Here is a 23,720-nt window from a genome sequence, read left to right as displayed (position 1 = left end):
CACGGTTTGGTCGCGAAAACGCCGGATCTTTCTACTGAATAGCTTCTCGAGTTGGGTCTCGGGAGCGAATCAAGACATGCGCAAGCGCAACATTTTCCTTCTCGTTGGTTTGGCGATTGCCGGAGCAGTCTATCTCAACAATACGTCCCTGCTTTCGGGACGGCCGGCGGGAGAGCCGACTATCCTGGCTCATCGCGGGCTGACGCAAGAGTATGATCGCACCGGGCTCACCGGCGACACGTGCACCGCCGAGCGTATCCGTCCGCCGCGGCACGATTATCTCGAAAACACCCTCCGTTCGATGAAGGCGGCATTCGAGCGTGGCGCCGATGTGCTCGAGTTCGACATCCACCCAACGACCGACGGCAAGTTCGCGGTGTTCCACGATTGGACCGTGGACTGCCGCACTGAGGGTGCAGGCGAGACGCGGTCGCATTCGATGGCCGACCTCAAGAAGCTCGACGTCGGCTACGGCTACACGGCAGACGGTGGCAAGACTTATCCCTTTCGCGGTCAGGGCGTCGGCCTGATGCCGACGCTCGAGGAGGTTCTGAACGAGTTTCCGGACAAGCGCTTCCACATCAACGTCAAGAGCAACGATCCCAGGGAGGGCGAACGGCTCGCGGCATTCATCGCAACCTTGCCGCCCAGCCGCCAGGACGACCTGTCGGTCCTTGGCGGCGACCGGCCGGTGCAGGCGGTCAAGCAGGCCTTGCCAGACGTCAGGACGCTGTCGAAGGAGTCCCTGAAGCGCTGCCTGATTCGCTATCAGGCGCTTGGCTGGAGTGGCTACGTGCCTGACAATTGCCGCAACGGGGCAATGCTGTTGCCGGCGAACTTTGCACCATGGTTGTGGGGCTGGCCGACCCGGTTCCTGGACCGGATGGCAGCGAGCGGCACCGAAGTCTTCCTCATCGCGCCCTATTATGGCAGCGGCTTCTCGGAAGGCATGAACGACCCCGAGTTGATCGACGCACTACCCGCGGGCTATTCCGGCGGCATCTCGACCGACGCGCTCGACATGATCGCTCCAGCCCTCCAACGGCGGGCGCTCTGAATTCACAAAAACAAGGGCAGCTGGATAGCTCCAGCCGCCCTCCCATCCGCCAAATCTCAAAGCGTGATGCGGTACTTGGCAAAGCCGTCCGCGCCCTCGCCTGCCGGCTCGATCTTGACCGCCTTGACCTCTGCGAGGTGATCCTTGGCCTTGGGTCCGGTCTCGAAGATTACCGATGCCCCTTCGACAGGCGCGAACGACCAGTTGGAATCGGCCGACGGGTTGATCGTGCCCTGCTCGACAATGTAGCGCACGATCACGTCGCGGTTGGTGTCGGGCGCCTCGAACACCAGCTTCGACGCGTTGATCTCAGGGAAATTGCCGCCGCCGCCGGCCCGGTAATTGTTCGAGGCGACGACGAATTTTGCAGCCGGATCAATCGGCTGGCCATCAAACATCAGGTCGACGATGCGGTTCGAAGCGGCATTTAGGACAGCCCCCTTGGGGTCGTATTTGGGCGGCTGCGCCAGGTCGATCTTGTAAGTCACACCGTCGATGACGTCGAAATTGTAGGACGGGAAGTCGAGATTGATCAGTACCTGGTCGGCCTTGCCTGGCGTGACCTGATTGAAGATACCAGCCGACATCTCCAGCCATTCCTTGACCTGGGCGCCGGTGATCGACACCGCCTGCACGGTGTTGGGGTAGAGATAGAGGTCGGCGACGTTCTTGATCGCCACGTCGCCCACCGGCACGTCGGTGTAATAATCCGGCCCGCCTCGCCCGCCCGATTTGAAGGGTGCCGCCGCCGACAGCACCGGCAGGTCCTTGTGCTCGGTCTCCTTCAGCATGTCCTTGATGTACCAGACTTGCGCCTGGCTCACGATCTGCACCGAAGGATCGTCGGCGACGAGAGCAAAGTAGGAGTATAGGGGCGCCGAGGTCTTGCCAACCGGCGTCCGCACATAGGCGAGCGTCGCCTCATGCTCTTCCTTGGCCGCAGCCTCCACCTCCGCATTGCTCTCGACGGTCGGCACCATCTTCTTGTCGACGCGCTTGGCGATCGGGCGCGCCTCGCTGGTCGAGCTCACGACCTTCCAGGCGTTGCCATCGCGCTCGATCAGCAGGTCGATCAGGCCGAGATGCGAGCCCCAGAAGCCGCCCATAACGCCGGGCTTGCCGTTGATCGTGCCCTTGGCATTGTCGAGCCCCTCGACGCCGTCGAACTTCGGCCCGGGGAAATCGAGGTGGCTATGGCCGGTGACGATGGCATCGATACCATCGACGCCGGCGAGCAGGATCGAGGCATTTTCGAGGTTTTCCCCGGCTTGCGGCGTGCCCATGCCGGAATGCGAAAGCGCCACGATGATCTCGGCCCCCTCCTCCTTCATCTGCGGCACCCAGGCCTCGGCCGCCTTGACGATGTCGCGGGTCATCGCCTTGCCGTTGAGATGCCGGGAATCCCAGGTCATCACCTGCGGCGGCACGAAGCCGATCAGGCCGATGCGTATCGGGTGCTCGGCGCCGGAGCCGTCCTTCACCTTCTTGTCCAGGATCACGTAAGGCTTGAGGAACAGCTCGTCCTTGGCGGCATCGGCGGCGAGTTGGCCCTTGGTCAGGTTGGCGCAGACGACGGGGAAGTTCGCTCCGGCCAGCACCTTGAACATGTAGTCGAGGCCGTAATTGAACTCGTGGTTGCCGAGTGTCGAGCAATCATAGCCCAGCGCATTCATCGCCTTGATGATGGGATGGACGTCGCCATCCTTCATGCCGCGCTGATAGGCCATATAGTCGCCCATCGGATTGCCCTGCAGGAAGTCGCCATTGTCGACCAGGATCGAGTTGCTGGCTTCGGCGCGGATGGCATCGATGATCGATGCGGTGCGGGCGACGCCCATCGTGTCGTTTGGCTTGTCGGCGTAGTAGTCGTAGGGAAACACGTGGACGTGCAGATCGGTGGTTTCCATGATGCGCAAATGCGCCTGGTTGGCCTGCGCGCGCGCCGAGAACGGATGCAGCATCACAAGCGCACTCGCCGCGGCGGAACCCGCGAGAAAGGAACGGCGAGATATGGGGTGAAGCATGTTGGACATTTTCATTCTCCAGGGAAATGAACTGACAGTATTTAGCCGGCGTCCGAAAGATCAAATCTTGCGCCAAAATTCGCCCGAGTCCAGCCGAGTCGCGTGACAGCCCCGCGACAAGCTTCGGGAAATGGATTGAGCCAGCGGATGCCAGCGCTTCGGCCGACTGCCGCTCCAACCCGTCAGGCCAGGTCCGGCCGGATGCCCATGACGGTGCGGTCGACGATCTCGCGCAGGGCGAAGGACGAGTTGATCTTGGTGACGTGCGGCATCGCCGAGAGCCATTCCTTGTGAATACGTTCATAGTCCGGCAGGTCGCGGGCAGCGATGCGCAGGATGTAGTCGTATTCGCCCGACATCAGATGGCAGGACAGGATATTGGGGCAGCGCTTCACCGCCACCTCGAAGTCGGACAGCGTCTTTTCGAACTGCCCGGACAGCGAGATATGCACGATCACCGTCATCTGGTGACCGAGGGCCGTGTTGGAAAGCCGCGCGTGATAACCAGCGATGACGCCCGACTTTTCGAGGTTATCGAGGCGACGGGAACAGGCGGATTGCGAGAGGCCGACCTTCTCGGCAAGCGCAGCATTGGGCAGGCGCCCATCCTTCTGCAAGGCATCCAGAATGGCGATATCGATCCTGTCCAACGGCATTTTTCGAATTTCCTTCGAGAATGATGCCTATTTATGCAAGGATTATCGATCTCAACCTTTACGCGCAACTCATTTCGCAAACATATTCGGAACGATTCGTGATTGACTTCGTCAATAAAGAACAATGGCCGAAACGGCTGCGGAGGAGCATAAAATGCGCGTAGGTTGTCCGAAGGAAATCAAAAACCACGAGTACCGCGTCGGGCTCACTCCCGGCTCGGTACGTGAGTATGTCGCTCACGGCCACGAAGTGCTGGTCGAGACCGGCGCCGGTGCAGGCATCGGCGCCGACGACAATGCCTACCGCGCCGCAGGCGCCCAGATCGCCAAGACCGCCGAGGAAGTGTTCACGCGCTCCGACATGATCGTCAAGGTCAAGGAGCCGCAGCCGCATGAATGGGTGCAACTGCGCGACAGCCAGATCCTCTACACCTATCTCCACCTCGCTCCGGATCCGGATCAGACCAAAGGCCTGATGGCCTCCGGCGTGACTGCGGTTGCCTATGAAACGGTCACCGACGAGCGCGGCGGCCTGCCGCTGCTGGCGCCGATGTCGGAAGTCGCCGGGCGACTGGCGATCCAGGCGGGAGCGACAGCGCTGCAAAAAGCCTATGGCGGTCGCGGCGTGCTGCTCGGAGGCGTGCCCGGTGTGCTTCCGGGCAAGGTCGCGGTCATCGGCGGGGGCGTGGTCGGCCTTCATGCCGCGCGCATGGCCGCCGGTCTCGGCGCCGACGTCAGCATCATCGACCGATCGATCCCGCGCCTGCGCCAGCTCGACGACATTTTCGGCGGACGTGTCCACACGCGCTATTCGACGGTCGAAGCGCTCGAGGAAGAGTGCTTCTCGGCCGATCTCATCATTGGTGCGGTGCTCATTCCCGGTGCCGCCGCGCCAAAGCTGGTCAGCCGCGAGATGCTGTCGGGCATGAAGAAGGGTGCTGTCCTCGTCGATGTCGCCATCGACCAGGGTGGCTGCTTCGAGACCTCGCATGCGACCACCCATGCCGACCCGACCTACGAGGTCGACGGCATCATCCATTACTGCGTCGCCAACATGCCGGGGGCGGTGCCCGTGACTTCGGCCCACGCGCTCAACAACGCCACGCTGCACTATGGCCTGGCGCTCGCCGACCGCGGGCTCAAGGCCATTGCCGACGAGCCGCATCTGCGCAACGGGTTGAACATCCACCGCGGCCGGATCACCAACCGCGCGGTCGCCGAAGCGCTCGGCTACGAGGTGACTGAAGCAAAGTCGGCACTGGCCGCGTGATTCGCCTGGAGTAGTCCGTCGGGCCCGCTCTATTGGTGCGGCGGGCTCAACTTGCTTTCGAGTTCGCCTATCTTCGCTCGACTTTGCCTATTCAATGCGAATTCTCGGGTGCACCACTCGCTAATCTCTCAGTGTGACAAATTAGTTGCAGCATAGACAGCCCCAACGTGCCATATAGCCGATTATTGGTAGTGGGGTAATGTAATGCACTTTGGAAAGACTTTCGCAGCACTCCTGCTGGGGGCCGCTTCGGCTGCTGCAATCAACTCGGCATCGCATGCTGCGGATGCAGTGTCGGCAGAATCGCCGGCGGCCTTCAACTGGAGCGGCATCTATGTCGGCTTCGGCGGCGGTGTCGGGGCGGTCAAGCATGGCCTGGAAATTTCTGGAGCTCCGTTCAGCTTGCCTGATGTTGGAGGCGGTGGCGTCTTTGGCGAAGTGACCGTCGGCTACGACTACATGCTCTCAGAGCGCGTCCTGATCGGCGCCTTCGCGGACGCACGATTCGGCAACATCGGTCTTTCGATGGAGCAAGGCGGGGACGAAGCCAAGATCACCAACAACTATGGCTTCGACATCGGCGCGCGAGCAGGTTACCTGCTGACGCCCACCACGCTGGGCTATGTGCTTGGCGGCTATAGCTGGCAGCATATCGACGCGGATCTCCCCGGCGCCCCGGCAGGCTTCGACCTTGACAGCGACCGTGACGGATATGTCCTCGGTTTGGGTGTGGAGACGGCGATTGCCGCCAACTGGACCCTGAAGAGCGAGTACCGCTACGCCAACTACGGCACCGAACCGTTCATTGGGGTCGGAGGCCTTGATGCCGAGACATCCACTCACACTTTCAGCATCGGCGCCAACTACCGCCTCGGCGCCCACAATGGTGGCAGCGCCTCGTTCTCCGCACCGGCCTATAGTTGGACCGGATTCTATGTCGGTGGTGCCCTGGGCGCAGGCGCCATTGCTGACGAGATCCACATCGGCGGCGGCGAGTTCAACGGCTTCGGCGGCGACGGCATCTTCGGCGAACTCAGCGTCGGCTACGACCACGAGTTCAACGACACCTGGGTCGCAGGTATCCAGATCGGTGGCCGCTACTCCGGCATGACCACGGTCCTGCAAGAGGATCCATCCGGAAGCTACAAGGGCAAGGCGGACTATGGGTTCGACGTGCTCGCACGCGTCGGTACGAAACTCAACGAATCGACCCTCGCTTATGTGCTCGGCGGCTACAGCCGGCAGCATGTGAAGGAAGAGATGTCCGGCGGTGGCCTCACCGACAGCTTCGATTGGAGCGTCGACGGCTTCTCAGTCGGTGGCGGTCTCGAAACCGCAGTGTCCAGCAACGTCGCCGTGAACCTGGAGTATCGCTACTCCAAGTTTGAGGGCCAGGACTACGGCAGCGGCGGCGTCTACGAGACGGTGCCGGTTTTCCACACTGTCCGAGTCGGCGCCAAGTACAAGTTCAACTAAGCGCGTTCGCCATCATGATCCGAAGCCCGTCGCAGCAATGCGGCGGGCTTTTTTTCATGGCACTCGGTCAGGCATCTGCGTCGGATGTGCCTACCAACTCGATCCGGCACTGATAGCAATTGTTCCTTGCCGAGCGCATGTGGACATAGGCGACGTCCGGCCGCGCAAGCAATTCTCCTGCCTTGCCGACGATCTCGGGCGTCGGCGTCACCGCGCCGGTGCCGTAGACGATGCGGTCGTCACTGCTGTAGCCGCGCAGGATGTAGTCCCGCGTCCGGGTGAAAAGCTCCGGCAGTTCATCGGCCTCTTCCGCCCGCGTACACGCCTCGGCATGCAGGAAGATCGGGCCGGTTTCGGCATAGGGCTGCAACTCGGGGAACGGCCGGTAGGCAAGCACGAGATAGGCCTCGCCCTCACCCACATTGCTGAGGCAATGGCGGCACGGCACGCCGTCGCCGTCCGAAATCTTGCGTTCGGGTTTCATGCCATATGCATCGGGCGCGCCACGCTGAAGCGCGCGCACCGCATCGGTAGGAAGAGCCTGGAAACGGATGGTCATGGCGGCAATCCTCGTTGGACATCGGCCGCAACCTATGGTGCCTAAACCGTCGTGCCCACCCGATTTACGCTGCCAACACGCCAACAGTCCGAGAACGAAAAAAGCCCGGCTCTCGCGAACCGGGCTCATCGAACTGTCCTAGCAAGTGCTAGCGGATGAAGGCGTCGTAGCGGCGCAGCGTGACGCGGCGGTTGCGCCAGTTCTCGTTCTGGGTCGGCACCAGCAGGAACTCCTCGCCATAGCCCACCGTCTCCAGCGCATAGCGCGGAACGCCGAACTCACGCACGAGAGTCTGCTTCAGAGATGCCGCGCGGCGCTCGGACAGCGCCTGGTTCGACGCAAACGAACCGACGGCATCGGTGTGCCCCTCGATCAGCACGCGGGCACCGGGGTCGCGGCGCAGAATGCGCTCGAGCGCATTGGCGATGTTCTCCACCTTGCCGTACTGCGAATAGGGAACCTCGGCCGAGCCGAAGGCGAAGTTGATCGACTGGATGTCGATCGACGGGGCCATGCGGCGCAGATCGGGGCGGCGCTTGAATTCGCGCACGGTCACGCGCTGGTTGGGCCTGAGCTTCGTGGTCGGCGCGGCCTGAAGCTGGCGCTCAATCTGCGACGCCGAAGGCGTCGTCGCCTGCGCGGCAGCGAGAGAAGGCGCGGCAAGCACGGCGATCAGCGCGGCAGCAAGCGTACGGCGGTTCAACATCTTCAATTCTCCTTGCACGTCGACCAGATGGTCAGATCCGATGGGCTGGAAAATGCCAGAAGCAACCTGAAGAAGCGATGAACGGACGGTTCAGCCTGGGTTGTATGCGTTCACGGCCGCATGACGCTTGCCGAACGTTCGGCAAAGGTCATGGTCCGCACCGTCTCGGTCTTCTGCGCGACCGGCGAAAAACCCATCTTCTGGTAGAGCGGAAGAGCTGCCGGATGGTCGAGCGTGCAGGTCTGCACCGTCACCTTGTTCGGGCGATATGACCACGCGGCAGCGATCGCGGCACCAAGGAACCAGCGTCCGATGCCCTGCCCCATGGCATGGTCCATCATGCCGAAATAGGCGAGTTCGACCTCGTCGGGCAGATGCGGCTTGAGATCGAGGAAGCCGGCCGGCGCGCCATCGAGATAGAGCACGCGGATGTCGCGGTCTTCGCGATGCAGCCCGGCGGCAAGTTCTTCGTCATCGAGCCGGAGGATGTTGACCCAATGCCATTTGCGGCCGACCCGATCGGCGAGATAGCGGTAGTAATGCAGCGGTATGTTTCGGGTCCTGAGCAGCGCTATCTGGCGATTGACCGGCAGCGGCGGCGTGTAGGCCGGCGGCACGTGCATCTCCAGAAACGTGACCGTGACCTCGATGTTCTCGCTGCGGTCCGCGGCCATGTTCATGCTTTTCCCGTCACCACAGGCGTGTCGGACATGCCGCCCCACTCGGTCCACGAGCCGTCGTAAAGCCTGACGTCGCCATGGCCGAGCGATTGCAGCGCAAGGGCGATGACGGCAGCCGTGACGCCCGAACCGCAGGACGTGACCACCGGCTTGGACAGGTCGATGCCGGCCGCTTCGAGCGTCGCCTGCAGGCGGTCGAGCGGCAACAGTTCGCCGTTCTCGGACAGCGTCCCGGAAGGTACGCTGCGGGCGCCCGGCATATGGCCCGAGCGCAGGCCAGCCCGCGGCTCCGGGTCGGTGCCCTCGAAACGTCCCGCGGAACGCGCATCGGCGACCTGGGCGCTGCCGGTGTCGACGATCTTGCGCATCTCGGCGAGCGAAACGATTTTGGACGCGTCATAGTCGACGTGGAAGACGCCCGGAGCGGTCTTGGTCGGCTCGGCGGTCACCGGCCGGCCGGCAGCCTTCCAGCGCTCGAAACCGCCGTCCAGGATGTAGACCTGGAACACGCCCATGATGCGGAACATCCACCAGACGCGCGGCGCGGCCATGAAACCGGGTCCGTCGTAGACCACGATGGTGTCGTCGGCCGAAATGCCCATCGAACCGGCGAAGCGGGCGAACAGGGAAGGCGACGGCAGCGTATGCGGCAAGGTCGAATCCGGATCGACGACCAGGTCCTGGTCGAAGAACACCGCCCCCGGGATGTGGGCGGCATCGTATTCGGCCCGCGCATCGCGCTTCTGCGCCGGCATGTACCAGGAGGCGTCGACGATCGACAGTCCGGGCGTGCCCAGCCGCTTTTCCAGCCAATCCGCATCGATGACGAAAGCGCTTTTGTCGCTCATGGCAGTCTCCGGTTCAGTTGGAAGGCATCGCGCCGAAGCGGATGCGGAAGCGGCGGTTCTCGCGCCCCTTCTTCTCGATCTTGCCGATATGGATCTCGCCGATTTCGGCCGTGCCGGCAACATGGGTTCCGCCGCAGGGCTGGCTGTCGATCGAGGCGTTGTCGCCGATGCAGACCAGCCTGATCTTGCCGGTGCCGGAAGGCGGCCGAACGTTCTTCGACTTCACCAGCGTCGGATTTGCCGCGAGTTCGTCATCGGAGATCCACCTGTTGTAGATCGGGTGGTTGGCGCGGACGAGTTCCATCATCTGGGACGTGACGTCTTCCTTGGTGAAGCCGGCGTCGGGAATGTCGAAGTCGACGCGCGAGTCCTCCTCGCTGACCGACGCCCCGGTTATCGGATATGGGCACACCACGGTCAGCAGATGGCAGGCGGCGTGCATGCGCATCAAAAGGTGCCGGCGCGGCCAGTCGATCGAAAGCTTCAGGCGTTCGCCGATTTCCGGCACGGCCTGCTCCAGCCCCGGAACATGGATGATCTCGTCCTTGGTCTCGCCGGTAATCGTGGCAGCAACCGAGATATTGCTGCCGTCGCCGCGCGTCAAAAGACCGGTATCGCCGGGCTGGCCGCCCGACGTGGCATAAAAGATGGTCCGGTCGAGAATGATGCCGCCGCGGTCGTTGATGCCGACCACGGTCGCCTCGGTCTCGCGCAGATAAGCATCGTCGCGAAAGACCGCCTGGGTCGAAAATGCCATCATGCCACCTCGAACGGAACCGCGATGTTGGGCTCGCTCTCCATCCAATCGGGAACGGGCAGGTTCTTGCTGCGCAGGAAATCCGGATTGAACAGCTTGGATTGATAACGCGTGCCGAAATCCGCAAGTACGGTCACGATGGTATGGCCCGGTCCGAGTTCCCGCGCCAGGCGCATCGCCCCAGCGATGTTGATGCCTGTGGAGCCGCCGACGCAGATGCCCTCTTCCTGGATCAGGTTGAAAACGATGGGCAGCGCCTCTTCGTCGGGGATCTGGAAGGAGAAGTCCGGCGAGAAGCCGTCGAGATTGGCGGTGATGCGCCCCTGGCCGATGCCTTCGGTGATCGAACTGCCCTCGGCCTTCAGTTCGCCTGTCGTGTAGTAGCTGTACAGGGATGCGCCCAGCGGATCGGCGAGCGCGATCTTAACCGCATGGCGCTTGGCCTTGAGGCCGATAGCCACGCCGGCCAACGTGCCGCCGGTGCCGACTGCCGAAACGAACGCGTCAACCTTGCCGCCGGTCTGCTGCCAGATCTCTTCCGCCGTCGTGCGGATGTGGCCTTCACGGTTGGCGACATTGTCGAACTGGTTGGCCCAGATCGCCCCATTGGGGTCGGACCTGGCCAATTGTTCGGCAAGCCGGCCGGAAACCTTCACGTAGTTGTTCGGGTTCTTGTAGGGAACGGCAGGAACCTCGATCAGTTCGGCGCCGAGCAAGCGAAGGGCGTCCTTCTTTTCCTGGCTCTGGGTGTCGGGAATGACGATTACCGTGCGGTAGCCGAGTGCCTTGGCGACGACGGTCAGACCGATGCCGGTATTGCCGGCAGTACCTTCGACGATCACCCCGCCGGGCCGGAGCAGACCGCGCTGCTCGGCGTCACGGATGATGAACAGACCGGCGCGATCCTTGACCGACTGGCCGGGGTTCATGAACTCGGCCTTGCCGAGGATTTCGCAACCCGTTTCCTCCGAGGCCCGCTTGAGCCGGATCAAAGGCGTGTTGCCGATGGCATCGATCACCGAGCGCATGAAGATTCCTTCCTAATTCGCCGACGAACCCTAGAAATGTGAGGCCGCGCTTTCAAGGGATGAAATTCTCTGGCCCATTGCATCTTGGCGTCAAACGGGACGCAACCCTGCAATATGACGGCAATTGGCATAGGAGGGCGGCTCAGGGCAAAACGGACTTCCCATCGACGCGCCGCCTCGCTAGAGCATCAGCAGGCAGTTTCTAGGGGGATGGGGTGAGCACATATCGGGCGGACCCGCGCGATGGGGTCGCATGGATCACCGGTGGCAGCACCGGAATCGGTCGTTCGGTCGCGCGCCTGCTGGCCAAGGAGGGCTACACGGTCGCCGTGACCGTACGCCCCAATGATCCGATCGACACGCTGATCGAAGAGACCCAGGGCATGACCGGCCGGGTCCTGTCCTTTCCGTCCGACGTGACCGACGAGGCCGGCATGGCCGCCGCCGTGGCAGCGATCGAGGCACAGGCAGGACCGATCGTGCTGGCCATCTTCAACGCCGGCGCCTACATGCCGGTGACCGGCGACAATCTTCGATTGGAGACCTTCCGACAGAGCTTTGCGGTCAACGTCTTTGGCGTCCTCAACGGCCTGGTGCCGGTTGTCGAACGCATGCGCAACCGCGGTCGCGGGCACGTCGTGATCATGGGATCGATCAGCGCCTATTTCGGCTGGCCAACCACGGCTGCCTATGGCGCCACCAAGGCTGCGGTCAACATCATCGCCGAGGCGCTGAAGTTCGACTTCGACAAGATGAACATCCGCACGCAGGTGATGAACCCGGGTTTCGTCGCTACGCCGCTGACGGAGAAAAGCGCGTTCTCCATGCCGGCGATGATGGCAGTCGACGCTGCAGCCGAGCGGATCTGCAAGGCAATGCGCAAGAGCGGCTTCGAGGTTACGTTCCCGCGGCGCCTGACATGGGGCATGAAGCTGCTTTTCCTGCTGCCGCGGCCTTTTCGCGAGATGGCGCTGCGTGCCTCCACGCGATGGAAGAGAGTGCCTCTCATCTATCTCAGACGATCAAGCTACGACTGAAGCTCAGCTTCGGCGGCAGCTTCGGGTTTGGCGTCACGCGCCCAGAGGTAGACGACAATCGCAGCCCCGAGCATCACAACGTAGAACCAGAACAGCGCCTGATATGACGCCGTCGGATCGCCCGGCACGGCACTTGCCGTGACCACGGCACCGGTTGCAAACTGCATTGCGCCCACGCCGCCAATGGAGAAGAAGTTCATCAGTGTCACGCCGCGTCCGATCAGATGCGGCGGCAGGAAGGCGCGCGCGTGCGCCATCAGCAGGCCATAGCTGCCGCCGGTCAGACCGATGATGACGAAGACGACCGTAACGGTGGTCAGATCGGATACGACATTGAGCGCGAGATAGAGGATCGCCACGAGGCCAATGGTGTTTCCAATCACCGCAACCCACTTCCTGGTGCGGAACATGGTGTCGAGGGGACCATAGACGAAAGCGCCAGCGACCATAGCCAAGGCCATGAAAAACGTCACCTGCCCGATCATCAAAGCATCAGCGCCATAGACATCGACGAGATAGGGCCCTGACCACAGGCCCCTGATGCCGGTTGTCGGCGCATAATTGATCGCGGTGAGCGGGATGATCGGCCACAAGACCCGCATGCGCAACAGTTCGAGATAGCCGCCAAAGCCAGCGGCATCGCCGTCCACGCCATCAGGCGATTTCGGGTCCCGTACCAGCGCCAGCACCGCGAGGGCAGCCAACATGGTGATGACCCCGAGCCCGGCCATGACTGGCCGCCAGCCGAATGCCTCGGCGGCCTGGGCCAGCGGCGCGGCACCGATGACGTTGCCGGCAGTGCCGAATGCGACCATCCACGAGGCAAGCACGGCAAAACGCGCGATCGAAAATGTGCGGGCGAAGATGAACAGCGACGACATCAACACCGGGGCGCAGCCGATGCCGATCATCGCCATCGCGGCAATCACCATCCAGGGCGCAGTGGCCGAGGCAAAAAACAGCGCGCCGCCCCCGCCACCGAACAAAAGCAGCGTCGAGGCCGTGCGCCGCGGACCAAAGCGATCGAGCGAAACGCCGATGGCAAATTGCGCCAGGGCGAAAGCGATGAAGAAGGCTCCCGAGGCGAAGGACAATTGCGCCTTGGTGGCGCCGAGATCGGCGGTGAGCGCCGGCGTCAGCACGGCCATGAACGAGCGGTAGAACTGCGACAGCACATAGGCGATTGCGAGCGTCGCTATCCCGGCCATGCAGACCCCTCAAACGAAAGGGCGGCCGAAGCACCGCCCCGACCGCCCTAACCTATTCATGCCACATCAGCAAATGGACCAGGCAGGCCCGATCTGCTGCACAGCTTATGCTGCGCGCGTGTTCGGCTTGCGCGCGCCGAAGCGGCGCTTGCCACCCTTGGGTGCATTTCCATTCGGACGATCGCCCTTCGGCTTGCCGCCATTGTTTCCGCGCGGGCGCTGACCGCTGGGCCGGCGTTCCTCGCGATCACCGCGGTCGTTGGCCGGCACGAAGCTGCGCGGCTCGCCGGCCGGACGTGCCGGATCCGGTTCGCCAAGATGGTCGGCATCAATCGTCAGCTTCATGCGGATGATGCGCTCGACCTGCCTCAGCTTCGAGTTTTCCGAGGGATCGACCAACGTGACCGCAACGCCGTTGGCGCCATTACGGCCGGTACGGCCGATACGGTGGACGTAGCTTTCGGCTTCGTCAGGCAGGTCGAAGTTCACGACGTGGCTGATGCCGGGTACGTCGATGCCGCGTGCTGCGATATCGGTGGCAACGAGGATGCGGACCTTGCCGGCGCGGAAGCCGTTGAGCGCGGCCTGTCGCGCATTCTGCGACTTGTTGCCGTGGATGACGGCGGCGGGAAAGCCGTCGCGATCCAGATCCTTCACGACACGGTCGGCGCCATGCTTGGTGCGGGCGAAGACCAGGACCGAGGTCATGGCGTCATCGGCCAGCATCTTGGCCAGGATCTGACGCTTCTGCTTGGTGCGCGCAAGGATGATGCTCTGGCGGATTTCGGCCGCGGTCGTGCTCTGCGGCGCAACTTCGACGCGAATCGGATCCTTGAGCAGGCCCTGCGCCAATTCAGCGATCTCAGCCGGCATGGTTGCCGAAAACAGGGCGGTCTGACGGTTGCGCGCGGTCGCCTTGGCGATGCGCTTGACGTCGTTGATGAAGCCCATGTCGAGCATGCGGTCGGCCTCGTCGAGGACCAGCCACTGGGTGTCGGCCAACACGAGGTCGCCTTCACGGACGAGGTCGGTCAGGCGGCCGGGCGTGGCAATCAGCACGTCGACGCCCGGAGCGATCTTCTTGACCTGCGAGAAACGCGACACGCCGCCGAGGACCAGCGCGGTCGAAACATGCGCACCCTTGGCGAGGATCTTGATGGTGTCTTCGATCTGCACGGCGAGCTCGCGCGTCGGCGCCAGGATCAGCGCACGCGCCGTCTTGGGCCGGCGCTTGGTGCCGAGCGCCATGATCTTATGCAGGATCGGCAGCGAGAAGGCTGCGGTCTTGCCGGAACCGGTCTGGGCGATGCCGAGGATGTCGCGGCCGGCCAGTTGCGCCGGGATCGACTCGATCTGGATCGGCTTGGGCTCAGTGAATCCGGCCATCTGGGTGGCCTTGAGCAGCGCGCCGGTAATGCCGAGTTTGGCGAAGCCGTTCAGCTCCGCATTGATTTCATTCGTCAATATCTTCTTCTTTCGTGCGACGGCTTTCCCGTCACAAACAACAATGGCGGCAGGGCGCAACCTGCCGGCCCGAATCTCGTGTGAAACGACAAGGCGGCGGACGCGTGTCCGCTCGGCTGCGCTGTCGTGCCCGCTGGCCTCATGCCGCGGGTCTATTCCGCCGCCTTCCGTTGCCGGAAAGGGAGAAAACAGACGCAACCAGTCTCTCTGGGGAGAAAGCCGTAAGCCCGGCCCAAGCGCCTATGACGCCGCATATGGATCATTTGGCTCGAAATAGCAAGCCCACCATGCTGCAGTGCAACATCGCGGCACTTATTTTCCCGCCGCTTGATCTGCTTCAGGCGGCGCCGACCACCTCGTTGTAAGTGTCAAGATCGACGTAGAATATCCTGGTGATCGCTAGGACCAGTTCGTCCCCCCAATAGCCGTGCGATTTCAGGATGCTGACTGCGGTGAGTATGTCGACCGGCTCGGTCAGACGCCTCTTCATGCTTTCCTCGACAAACTGTTCCATCGGCTGTCCCTTCGTCCGATTGCACACACGCAATGAACTCAGACCAGAACTCCCCATCAGGGTATGGAACATCGCTTGCGCGGAACTTGCCAGGGCGCCGGCGGCTCCATTCATAGATCGGGATGACGCGGGAAAGTTGACCGACTCACAAGGCCGGAGCCATGGTACCACAGGCCGGTGGCAGCGCTACCGCTGGGTCGTGCCCGGCTCCGCCGGGATAGCAACGTCGAGTGCAAGCCGCACCATGTCGGTGAAGAGCTCCTGCCGCTCGGACGTGTCCGTCTGCTCGTCGGTAACGAGGCTGTCCACCACGGTGCAGATCGACAGGGCCTTGGCATGGAAGCGGGCGGCGACCGTGTAGAGCAGGCTGGTCTCCATATCGACCGCCAATGCGCCATGGGCGCGGACCCCGGCAAAGCGTCCAAGCACATCGGGGTGGTAGAAAACATCGCTCGAAGCGGTCTGGCCGACATGATGGTCCAGACCCAGCTCGGTGGCGCGCTGTGCCGCGCGGCGCAAAAGATCGAAGTCGGCGCTCGGCGCGTAGCTGTAGAAGCCGAACAGCTGCCGGTTGACGGCGCCGTCATTGCTCGACGATTGCGAGATGACCAGGCTGCGCAGCCTGACGTGCTCGGCCAAACCGCCGCATGTGCCGACACGGATCAAAGTCCTGGCGCCATAGGTCTCCAGAAGTTCGTGCGCATAGATGGCCATCGATGGGGCACCGATGCCGGTGGTCTGGACGCTTATCGGAACGCCACGGAACCTGCCGGTGTAGCCGAGGGCGCCGCGCACCCGGTTCACGCACCTGACGTCGTCTAGGAAAGTTGCGGCAATCCACTCCGACCGCTGCGGATCGCCGGCCAATAGCACCGTTTCAGCGTAGTCACCGCGCCTTGCTTCGTTGTGCGGCGTAGTCTGCATTGGTCACCCCCGACGACGCGCTTGCCTGCATGATGGCATGATCGCCACATACGGGAAAGCTAATAGAAGTTCGGGCAGAACTGAACTGAATACGCGGTGCCTAGCTCTCGAGCACCTCTTTGACGACCGTCGCCAGTTGCTTGAGCGAGAACGGCTTGGGCAGGAATCCGAACTGCGCATCGGCTGGAAGGTTCTTGGCGAAAGCGTCCTCGGCATAGCCAGAAACGAAGACGAACTTGATATCGGGCTGGCGCTTGCGCAACTCGCCGAGCAGCGTCGGGCCGTCCATCTCGGGCATGACGACGTCGGACACCACGATGTCGATCTGGCCCTTGAGTTCGTCGAATATCTCGAGAGCCTCGACGCCCGACGATGCCTCGTGGACGGTGTAGCCACGCGAGGTGAGCGCCCTCACCCCACCCATGCGCACCGCATCCTCGTCCTCGACCAGCAGAACCGTGGCCGAGCCGGACAGGTCCTTGGCGACGTTGCCCCCCCCGGCTTCCTGTGCCTTGGCCGTTGCAGCAACCGATGCCTCCAGCCTCACTTCATCCGCCGGCTGCGCCTTGGCCACGTGCCGCGGCAGGAAGATGCGGAACACAGTCCCCTTGCCGACCTCGGAGTCGCAATAGATGAAGCCGCCGGTCTGCTTGATGATGCCATAGACCATCGACAAGCCGAGACCCGTGCCCTTGCCGACCTCCTTGGTGGTGAAGAACGGCTCGAAGATCTTCTTCAGCACCTCGGGCGCGATGCCGCTGCCGGTATCCTCGACCTCGACCAGCACGTAGTCGGCCGGAACCAGTTCGCGGTAGCCATAGGCCTTGCAATCTTCGACCGGAACATTCTTGGTCCGTACCATCAGGTCGCCGCCATCAGGCATGGCGTCGCGCGCGTTAACCGCGAGATTGACCACGACCTGCTCCAATTGGCCGATGTCGGCCCGGATGGGCCAGAGGTCGCGGCCATGGTCGATCTTGAGCTTGATGCCGTTGCCGACCAGGCGGGCAAGCAGCGTGCGCAGGTCGGCAAGCACGTCGGTAAGGTTGAGCACTTCCGGACGCAGCGTCTGCTTGCGCGAGAATGCAAGAAGCTGCCTGACCAGAGAGGCTGCGCGGTTGGCGTTCTGCTTGATGTTCATGATGTCGGGGAAGGACGGATCCGACGGCCGATGATTGGTCAAAAGCAGGTCCGACGCCATGATGATGGCGGTAAGCACGTTATTGAAGTCGTGGGCGATACCGCCGGCGAGTTGGCCCACCGCCTGCATCTTCTGGCTCTGCGCCATCTGGCTCTCGAGCGCCTTCTGCTCGGTCGTCTCGACGGCATAGACGATCGCCGCTTCCTCAGCACCCTCCGCGTCCGAACCGTCGGCGACAGCGTTGACGTAGAAGCGCATGTGGCGCTCCTCGTTGTCGGGCATCACGGTGTCGATCGGCGCGATGTCGGCCTGGCGCTGATGCGCGCGCTCGAGCGCCGCAGCAAATGCCGCGCGGTCGCGCTCGTGGATGACGGTGTCGAGGCGCACGCGCCGGTCGACCGCATCCCTGTCGACGACCGACGAGAACAGCGACAGGAACGGCGCATTGGTGCGCAGGATGCGCCCGGCCTGGTCGACGCCTGCAATGGCCATGGGCGTCGAATTGAAGAAGCGGGTGAAGCGCACTTCCGAAGCGCGCAACTGTGCGGAGGAGTCCTCGCCCTGGGTGCGGTTGAGAACGATGGTGCGAGTCGGCCCGTTGACGCCCTCTCGGCTCGCCGAGACGCGATGCATGAAGCGAACCGGCAGGGCTTCGCCGTTCACCGTAGCAAGGTCGAGGTCGATCACCGCATTGCGCGTCGTCCCCGGATCGGCCTTGACGGAGCGGACAAGCGCCATGCCGTCGCCGGCAACGACCTCGTCCAGGCTGATGGCGCCGGGCGTGAAGCTTGCAAGGTCGATGCCGAGCCAGTCGGCCAGCGTCGCATTGACATAGGTGATGCGGCCATCCTGGTCGGCCGAGAAGAAACCTGCCGGCGCGTGGTCGAGGTGATCGATGGCCTGCTGGAGATCGAGGAAGAAGCGTTCCTGCTCCGCCCGCTCCGGCGAAATATCGGCAAGCTGCCAGGCATTCAGCGGCTGGCGTTGGCCTGGAATGCTGAAGGCACGCGCCCGCACGCGATACCAGCGCGCGCCCGGTGCAGCGCCTGGACGAACGGATTGACCAAGCCGAAATTCGCCGTCGCCCGCCTGGCCGTCGCGCAGGCCCGACGCCAACTCGGAAATGGTCGACGACGCCTCTGGCACATCCGACAACAGGCCATCGACCGTCTTCAAGTCCGATGCGGTGGTGGCTCCCGTCATGTCGGCATAGGCGCGGTTGGCATAGACCACGCGGCCCTTGGTGTCAGTCACCACCAGCCCTTGCGACATCGAATCGACGAAGGCCTTGGACAGGCCGTCGGCAGGCGAGCGCGGGGAAATCTGGATGAAGCCGATGGCGGTGGCGAAGAGATAGCCGACGCCGATCATCGCAAGCACGCCAAGCATGCCAAGCAGGAACGGATCGCCCAAGCGTTCGCGGAACACACCGAATACGATGGCCGCGCCGGTCAGCACGACGATAAAGATGATCAGCCGCGTGATGGCGTCGGGGCGCGCTGCCTGATCCACGATCGGAACCGGATAAAAGTCGTTGCGCGTTTCCTTGGCCATGCCCCTGCGAGTCTCTCCAGCTCCCTCATACGGAAGCGGTTGAATCACATTCTCCTTACCGGGAAAAGGCCCAGCCTCAAAAAGGCGGTGCAAGCCTGAGGCAAGATCATGCGCTTAGCTTCAAACGTGGCTGTAATACGCGAATGGCAACTTGCCGGGCGCGGCGGCAAGGCGTTAGTGTCGCCCCGGCGCGGCGACGGGGAAAAGATATGTTCGAATGGCTGGATAGCGTGGCGGGACCCGGATATGCGGCAGCAGTGCTGTGGACGTTCGCTGCGCTGGTGCTGCTTGTCATCGTGCTGGTCATCGTCAAGCTGATCCGCAGCCTGACTTTCGGTACCTTCGTTGCCGGCGGCAGGAACAGGAAGACGCGCCTTGCCGTCATGGACGCGACTGCCGTCGACAGCCAGAGGCGGCTTGTCCTGGTGCGCCGCGACGACATCGAACATCTGCTCCTGATCGGCGGACCGACAGATGTCGTTATCGAAACAGATATCCGGATGACCGCACCGCGCCGCCCGGCGCTGACCGGCACCGAAGCCGGACAGCAAGCTGCCCAACCGGCCCGCCAAGCAGCAGCGCAACCAACTGTCCAGCGGCCGGCACAGGCACCGGCTGCCAGACCGCAGCAGCCCACGCCGCCAGCTCCCGTCAAGCAGGCACCGCCCAGGCTACCGCTCTCACCGACTGCACCGGCTGCTCCCAGTCCGGCGCCGAGGCCCGCCATTCCTGCGGGCTACGCCCCTCCAGTTCGATCGTCACCTGCCCCGGCAGTCGCGCCAATGCGCGGCGAAGAAATCGACGAGACGCTGATGAAAGAGCTGGAAGTCTCGCTTGACGACAAACCGCAGGCCAAGCCGGCAAAGGCCGCCGATCCATCGCTTGACGACGAGATGGCGAAGCTGCTCGGCGAGCTGACCAGCCACAAACGATAACACGGCCGGCATCAGACAAGAAAAAAGGCGGCCGAAGCCGCTTTTTTTTCTTGTTCTGGTATCCCGCGATCAGTCGTCGCGATAGACCTTTTCGCGGCGCTCGTGGCGCTCCTGCGCTTCGATCGACAGCGTGGCGATCGGACGTGCGTCCAGTCGCTTCAGCGAGATCGGCTCGCCGGTCTCCTCGCAATAGCCGTAGGTACCCTCGTCAATCCTCTGCAGCGCCGAGTCGATCTTGGAGATCAACTTGCGTTGACGGTCGCGCGCCCTGAGTTCGATGGCACGGTCCGTCTCGGATGATGCACGATCGGCAAGATCCGGATGGTTGGCGTTTTCCTGCTGGAGTATTTCGAGGGTTTCGCGAGCTTCGCGGAGGATGTCGTTCTTCCAGGCAACCAACTTTGCTCTGAAGTAAGACTTCTGCCGTTCGTTCATGAACGGCTCCTCTTCGGAGGGCACGTAGCCAAGTGTAACGGTATCGTTCATTCGACTCACCCAACAACCCCGTTTTGGCGCCTATATATTCGCGGGCCAACCCTCGCACAAGCGTAATCCGCGAAAAGTTGGCGCCTACATGCAACTGGCGATTCGGCGTGGCAACGGCGCAACGCTCCCCCCAAGAAACGCAGACCGGCATCGTCCGGTTGCAAGGCGCCCGGTGCTTGGCTACATCCTGAAGGGATAATTGGCGCAGGCTCGTCAGGAGCTTGAGGCTCCGGGAGCAACATTTGAGCAAGCTCTACCTTCTCAGACACGCCAAGGCCGGCTGGGCACTGCCCGGCGTCAGGGATTTCGATCGACCGCTCGACGCCACGGGTATCGCCGACGCCGAAGCCACCGGAACAGCGATGCGGGCTTGCGGCTACGTGCCCGAACTCACGCTCTGCTCCAACGCCCGGCGCGCCCGGGAAACGCTGGAAGGCCTAGCCGGCCATGCCGATACCGGACGCGTGGTCTTCAGCGATGACCTCTACAGCGCAGATGCCGCCGGCTATCTCGACAAGATCCGCGAAAACGGCCGGCACGGCTCGATCCTCGTCATCGGGCACAATCCGATGATGGAAGATCTGGCCATCGCCGTGTCAGGCGACGGCGAGGAGACCGCGCTGCATACGCTGCACACCGGATTTCCGACCTCCGGCCTCGCCGTAATCCGGCTCGAAGGCGCGCTGACCGGCGCCGAACTGGGCCGAGGCTACCTCGAAGTCTTCCTGACGCCCGCCGATCTTTGAAGCCGGACGCCATTTCAAATCCCGGAGGTGGCACCTATATCCGGCGCTATCGCATGGGGGATGACGATTGGCGTCACTGACCACCTTTACCGACGAGGCGCGTATCGCGCTGGACACGCTTTCCGGCCGCGCAACGGGGCTGTTTTCGCCGTCCTTGCGGCTTGGCGTCACCGGACTTTCCCGCGCCGGCAAGACGGTGTTCATCACCGCTTTCGTGCACAACCTGATCCATGGTGGCCGCTTGCCACTGTTCGAGGCGCAGAAATCGGGGCGCATCTCGCGCGCTTTCCTCGAGCAGCAGCCCGACGACGCGGTGCCGCGCTTCCAGTACGAGGATCATGTCGCGGCCCTCGTCGACCAGCGCATCTGGCCGGATTCCACCCGCGCTATCTCCGAGCTCAGGCTGACCATAGAATTCGAGTCAGCTTCCGGCTGGAACCGGATGTTTTCAGCTGGAAAACTGTCCGTCGACCTTGTCGACTATCCCGGCGAATGGCTGCTCGACCTGCCGCTGCTCGGCAAGAGTTACGACGATTTTTCCCGCGAGGCATTCGAGCTCGCCCGACTGCCTGTCAGGGCCGACCTGTCGGAAGCCTGGCGCGCGCTTGCGGCAACCGTGAAGCCCGAAGCCGACGCCGACGAGATGACGGCCCGGAGGCTCGCCGAGACGTTTTCCGCCTACCTCAAGGCATGCAAGGACGACGAGCGCGCGCTGTCGACGCTGCCGCCCGGGCGCTTCCTGATGCCGGGCGACCTCGAGGGCTCGCCGGCGCTGACCTTTGCGCCGCTGCCCGGCCTTGCCCAGCGGGCGCGCCCCGGCTCGCTGCATGCGATGATGGAGCGGCGCTACGAGGCGTACAAGACGCATGTGGTGAAGCCCTTCTTCCGCGAGCATATCGCCCGGCTCGACAGGCAGATCGTGCTGATCGATGCCATGCAGGCCCTGAACGCCGGCCCTGGCGCTATCGCCGACCTGGAGCGCGCGGTGACCGAAATCCTTGCCTGCTTTCGCCCCGGCCGCGGCAACCTCTTGACCGACCTGTTTTCACGGCGCATCGACCGCATCCTGGTCGCTGCGACCAAGGCTGACCATCTGCACCATGAGAGCCACGACCGGCTGCAATCGATCGTGCGGCGGCTGACCGATCGCGCCGTGGCGCGGGCGAACCTTTCAGGTGCCGAAGTCGACGTCCTGGCATTGGCTGCGGTGCGCGCCACGCGCGAAGGCACGGTCAAGCAAGGCCGCGAGACGCTGCCCGTCATCATTGGAACACCCATCGAGGGCGAGGCGATCGGCAAGGAGCGTTTCGACGGCAACACGGAAACTGCTATATTTCCCGGTGACTTGCCGGAGAGGGCAGACGTCGTGTTTCAGGATTTCGGCACCAATCATCGCCAGGACGCGAACGACCCGACGATCCGCTTCGTGCGTTTCCGCCCGCCCAGGCTGGAACGGACCGCCGAAGGCGTGACGCTGTCGCTGCCGCATATCCGGCTCGACCGCGCCTTGCAGTTCCTGATCGGAGACCACCTCGCATGAGCACGCCTCGCAAGCCTGCCGCGTTCCGCATCGAGCCCGAAGCGGATGCACGGGACAGCGCTGGGGCCAGGACGCCGCAGGCCGCCGAGCGCAAACCTCGTGCGCTGGCCAAGGAGTCGGTCATCGTCACGCCGGCCGAATTCGACGTCTTTGACGAGGCCGACATTGCCGTGGCCGAACCGCCGCCTGCCACTGCACCCAGGCGCCAATCACGCATCGGCGCAATCTTTCTCGCGGCGGCGGGCATCCTGGTCTCGCTCGGCATCGGATTGTGGACCGACAGGCTGATCCGCGACCTGTTTTCCAGGGCCGACTGGCTCGGCTGGCTGGCGGTAGGTGCAGCCGCAATTGCCGCGGTTGCGCTGCTCGTCATAGTCGTTCGCGAGCTTTTGTCGGTTTTCCGGCTCGCCTCGGTTGAGCGCCTGCGCAACCGCGCGACTGATGCCATCGAACGCAATGACCCCGGCGCAGCGCGCGGCGTCGTCGACGAATTGTCGAGCCTGCTGGCATCCAAGCCCGAAACGGCGGCGGGCAGGCGTGCCCTGGCGGATCTGCGCGGCGAAGTGATCGACGGCCGCGATCTGGTGGGCCTTGCCGAGACCGAAATCCTGACGCCGCTCGACGCACAGGCAAAGATCCTCATCCTGGATGCGGCCAAGCGCGTGTCGCTTGTTACGGCCGTCAGCCCACGCGCGCTGGTCGACATCGCCTATGTGGTGTTCGAGGCCGGCCGGCTGATCCGCCGGCTGGCTGAACTGTACGGCGGCCGCCCGGGCACGCTCGGCTTCTTCAGGCTGGCGCGCGCAGCACTTGCCCATCTGGCCGTTACCGGCTCGATCGCCGTCGGCGACAGTTTCGTCCAGCAGCTTGTGGGCCACGGACTTGCCGCCAAGCTGTCGGCAAAGCTCGGCGAAGGCATCGTCAACGGCATGATGACCGCGCGCATCGGCATTGCCGCAATGGAGACGGCGCGCCCCCTGCCCTTTGCTGCGGTCAAGCGACCCGGCATGGGCGATTTCCTTGCCGCACTCACCACATTCGCAACCAAGGACAAGGGTGCCGACAAGGCCAAATAGACGAAGCATTAACCATTTTTCGCCATGGTCCCGG

At 63.3% G+C, this 23,720-nt stretch carries 22 protein-coding genes; 8 read left to right on the top strand and 14 right to left on the bottom strand.

Translation table 11 applies throughout. The annotated features are described in order from the left end of the window. The first annotated feature begins 76 nt into the window (after window positions 1-76). Complete coding sequence (locus tag WHT83_RS15745) at window positions 77-1,057, top strand: glycerophosphodiester phosphodiesterase family protein (protein WP_406871712.1); 981 nt, start codon at window positions 77-79, stop codon at window positions 1,055-1,057. Window positions 1,058-1,113: 56 nt separating this feature from the next. Here WHT83_RS15745 and WHT83_RS15740 read toward each other — a convergent pair whose 3' ends face one another. Together WHT83_RS15740 and WHT83_RS15735 are read right to left on the bottom strand one after the other, a co-directional pair. After that, window positions 1,114-3,090 carry a bifunctional 2',3'-cyclic-nucleotide 2'-phosphodiesterase/3'-nucleotidase gene (locus tag WHT83_RS15740; RefSeq protein WP_406871711.1) on the bottom strand — a complete coding sequence of 659 codons (1,977 nt, stop codon included), beginning with the start codon at window positions 3,088-3,090 and terminating at the stop codon, window positions 1,114-1,116. A gap of 173 nt (window positions 3,091-3,263) precedes the next feature. Then, window positions 3,264-3,737, bottom strand: coding sequence for an Lrp/AsnC family transcriptional regulator (locus WHT83_RS15735; RefSeq protein WP_108608218.1), 474 nt, complete (start codon window positions 3,735-3,737; stop codon window positions 3,264-3,266). Between the two features lie 154 nt (window positions 3,738-3,891). Between WHT83_RS15735 and ald the strand changes: the two genes are divergently transcribed. Continuing rightward, a complete protein-coding gene (gene ald, locus WHT83_RS15730) occupies window positions 3,892-5,007 on the top strand; it encodes an alanine dehydrogenase (protein WP_108608219.1) in 1,116 nt (371 codons plus the stop codon). Between the two features lie 204 nt (window positions 5,008-5,211). Continuing rightward, window positions 5,212-6,483 (top strand): outer membrane protein, encoded by a 1,272-nt coding sequence (locus WHT83_RS15725; RefSeq protein WP_183261292.1) that lies wholly within the window; start codon window positions 5,212-5,214, stop codon window positions 6,481-6,483. Window positions 6,484-6,550: 67 nt separating this feature from the next. Here the strand turns inward: WHT83_RS15725 and WHT83_RS15720 are convergent, their stop codons facing one another. The 6 genes from WHT83_RS15720 to WHT83_RS15695 form a co-directional block, all read right to left on the bottom strand. After that, complete coding sequence (locus tag WHT83_RS15720) at window positions 6,551-7,042, bottom strand: DUF1203 domain-containing protein (protein WP_406871710.1); 492 nt, start codon at window positions 7,040-7,042, stop codon at window positions 6,551-6,553. A gap of 148 nt (window positions 7,043-7,190) precedes the next feature. Next, a complete protein-coding gene (locus tag WHT83_RS15715; protein ID WP_406871709.1) occupies window positions 7,191-7,748 on the bottom strand; it encodes an OmpA family protein in 558 nt (185 codons plus the stop codon). Window positions 7,749-7,858: 110 nt separating this feature from the next. Further along, on the bottom strand, window positions 7,859-8,422 hold the full coding sequence (locus WHT83_RS15710; protein ID WP_108609910.1) for a GNAT family N-acetyltransferase: 564 nt from the start codon (window positions 8,420-8,422) through the stop codon (window positions 7,859-7,861). 2 nt (window positions 8,423-8,424) lie between these two features. Continuing rightward, window positions 8,425-9,276, bottom strand: coding sequence for a 3-mercaptopyruvate sulfurtransferase (sseA, locus tag WHT83_RS15705; protein ID WP_406871708.1), 852 nt, complete (start codon window positions 9,274-9,276; stop codon window positions 8,425-8,427). Window positions 9,277-9,289: 13 nt separating this feature from the next. Further along, entirely contained in the window at window positions 9,290-10,033 is a 744-nt protein-coding gene (locus WHT83_RS15700; protein ID WP_406873992.1) for an alanyl-tRNA editing protein, read from the bottom strand. Beyond that, entirely contained in the window at window positions 10,033-11,061 is a 1,029-nt protein-coding gene (locus WHT83_RS15695; protein ID WP_318761752.1) for a cysteine synthase A, read from the bottom strand. Before WHT83_RS15695 ends, WHT83_RS15700 begins: the two co-directional genes overlap by 1 nt. 215 nt (window positions 11,062-11,276) lie before the next feature. Between WHT83_RS15695 and WHT83_RS15690 the strand changes: the two genes are divergently transcribed. Continuing rightward, complete coding sequence (locus tag WHT83_RS15690) at window positions 11,277-12,098, top strand: SDR family NAD(P)-dependent oxidoreductase (RefSeq protein ID WP_108608226.1); 822 nt, start codon at window positions 11,277-11,279, stop codon at window positions 12,096-12,098. Here WHT83_RS15690 and WHT83_RS15685 read toward each other — a convergent pair. From WHT83_RS15685 to cckA, 5 genes are all read right to left on the bottom strand, one after another. Next, window positions 12,089-13,306, bottom strand: a complete 1,218-nt coding sequence (locus tag WHT83_RS15685; protein WP_406871707.1) for an MFS transporter — start codon at window positions 13,304-13,306, stop codon at window positions 12,089-12,091. The genes WHT83_RS15690 and WHT83_RS15685 overlap by 10 nt on opposite strands. 105 nt (window positions 13,307-13,411) lie before the next feature. Beyond that, window positions 13,412-14,770 carry a DEAD/DEAH box helicase gene (locus WHT83_RS15680; RefSeq protein WP_183261301.1) on the bottom strand — a complete coding sequence of 453 codons (1,359 nt, stop codon included), beginning with the start codon at window positions 14,768-14,770 and terminating at the stop codon, window positions 13,412-13,414. Between the two features lie 337 nt (window positions 14,771-15,107). Next, the gene (locus WHT83_RS15675; protein WP_183262411.1) at window positions 15,108-15,260 is read right to left on the bottom strand and encodes a hypothetical protein; all 153 of its coding nucleotides are present in this window, start codon (window positions 15,258-15,260) and stop codon (window positions 15,108-15,110) included. A 210-nt stretch (window positions 15,261-15,470) separates the two neighbouring features. Next, window positions 15,471-16,208, bottom strand: coding sequence for a purine-nucleoside phosphorylase (gene deoD / locus WHT83_RS15670; RefSeq protein WP_406871706.1), 738 nt, complete (start codon window positions 16,206-16,208; stop codon window positions 15,471-15,473). Between the two features lie 100 nt (window positions 16,209-16,308). Next, the gene (cckA, locus tag WHT83_RS15665; RefSeq protein ID WP_406871705.1) at window positions 16,309-18,903 is read right to left on the bottom strand and encodes a cell cycle histidine kinase CckA; all 2,595 of its coding nucleotides are present in this window, start codon (window positions 18,901-18,903) and stop codon (window positions 16,309-16,311) included. Between the two features lie 209 nt (window positions 18,904-19,112). On the opposite strand from cckA, the gene WHT83_RS15660 reads away from it, so the two are divergent. Beyond that, window positions 19,113-19,838: a flagellar biosynthetic protein FliO gene (locus WHT83_RS15660; RefSeq protein ID WP_318761756.1), complete on the top strand. Its 726-nt coding sequence runs from the start codon at window positions 19,113-19,115 to the stop codon at window positions 19,836-19,838. Window positions 19,839-19,907: 69 nt separating this feature from the next. Here WHT83_RS15660 and dksA read toward each other — a convergent pair whose 3' ends face one another. Further along, on the bottom strand, window positions 19,908-20,324 hold the full coding sequence (dksA, locus tag WHT83_RS15655; protein ID WP_055973928.1) for an RNA polymerase-binding protein DksA: 417 nt from the start codon (window positions 20,322-20,324) through the stop codon (window positions 19,908-19,910). A 242-nt stretch (window positions 20,325-20,566) separates the two neighbouring features. Here dksA and WHT83_RS15650 point away from each other — a divergent pair, with 242 nt between their 5' ends. The 3 genes from WHT83_RS15650 to WHT83_RS15640 all read left to right on the top strand — a co-directional run bounded on the left by WHT83_RS15650 (window position 20,567) and on the right by WHT83_RS15640 (window position 23,686). Continuing rightward, window positions 20,567-21,070: a SixA phosphatase family protein gene (locus tag WHT83_RS15650; RefSeq protein ID WP_406871704.1), complete on the top strand. Its 504-nt coding sequence runs from the start codon at window positions 20,567-20,569 to the stop codon at window positions 21,068-21,070. 67 nt (window positions 21,071-21,137) lie between these two features. Next, entirely contained in the window at window positions 21,138-22,610 is a 1,473-nt protein-coding gene (locus WHT83_RS15645; protein ID WP_406871703.1) for a YcjX family protein, read from the top strand. Continuing rightward, window positions 22,607-23,686, top strand: a complete 1,080-nt coding sequence (locus WHT83_RS15640) for a YcjF family protein (RefSeq protein ID WP_406871702.1) — start codon at window positions 22,607-22,609, stop codon at window positions 23,684-23,686. The genes WHT83_RS15645 and WHT83_RS15640 overlap by 4 nt, the downstream gene beginning before the upstream one ends. The last annotated feature ends 34 nt before the right edge of the window (window positions 23,687-23,720 follow it).

Origin of the sequence: Aminobacter sp. P9b (genome assembly GCF_045345995.1) — a bacterium.
Classification (GTDB): Bacteria; Pseudomonadota; Alphaproteobacteria; order Rhizobiales; family Rhizobiaceae; genus Aminobacter; species Aminobacter niigataensis.
The sequence above is the reverse complement of the archived record's forward strand: the minus strand, read 5'-3'. Positions and strand labels throughout refer to the sequence as shown.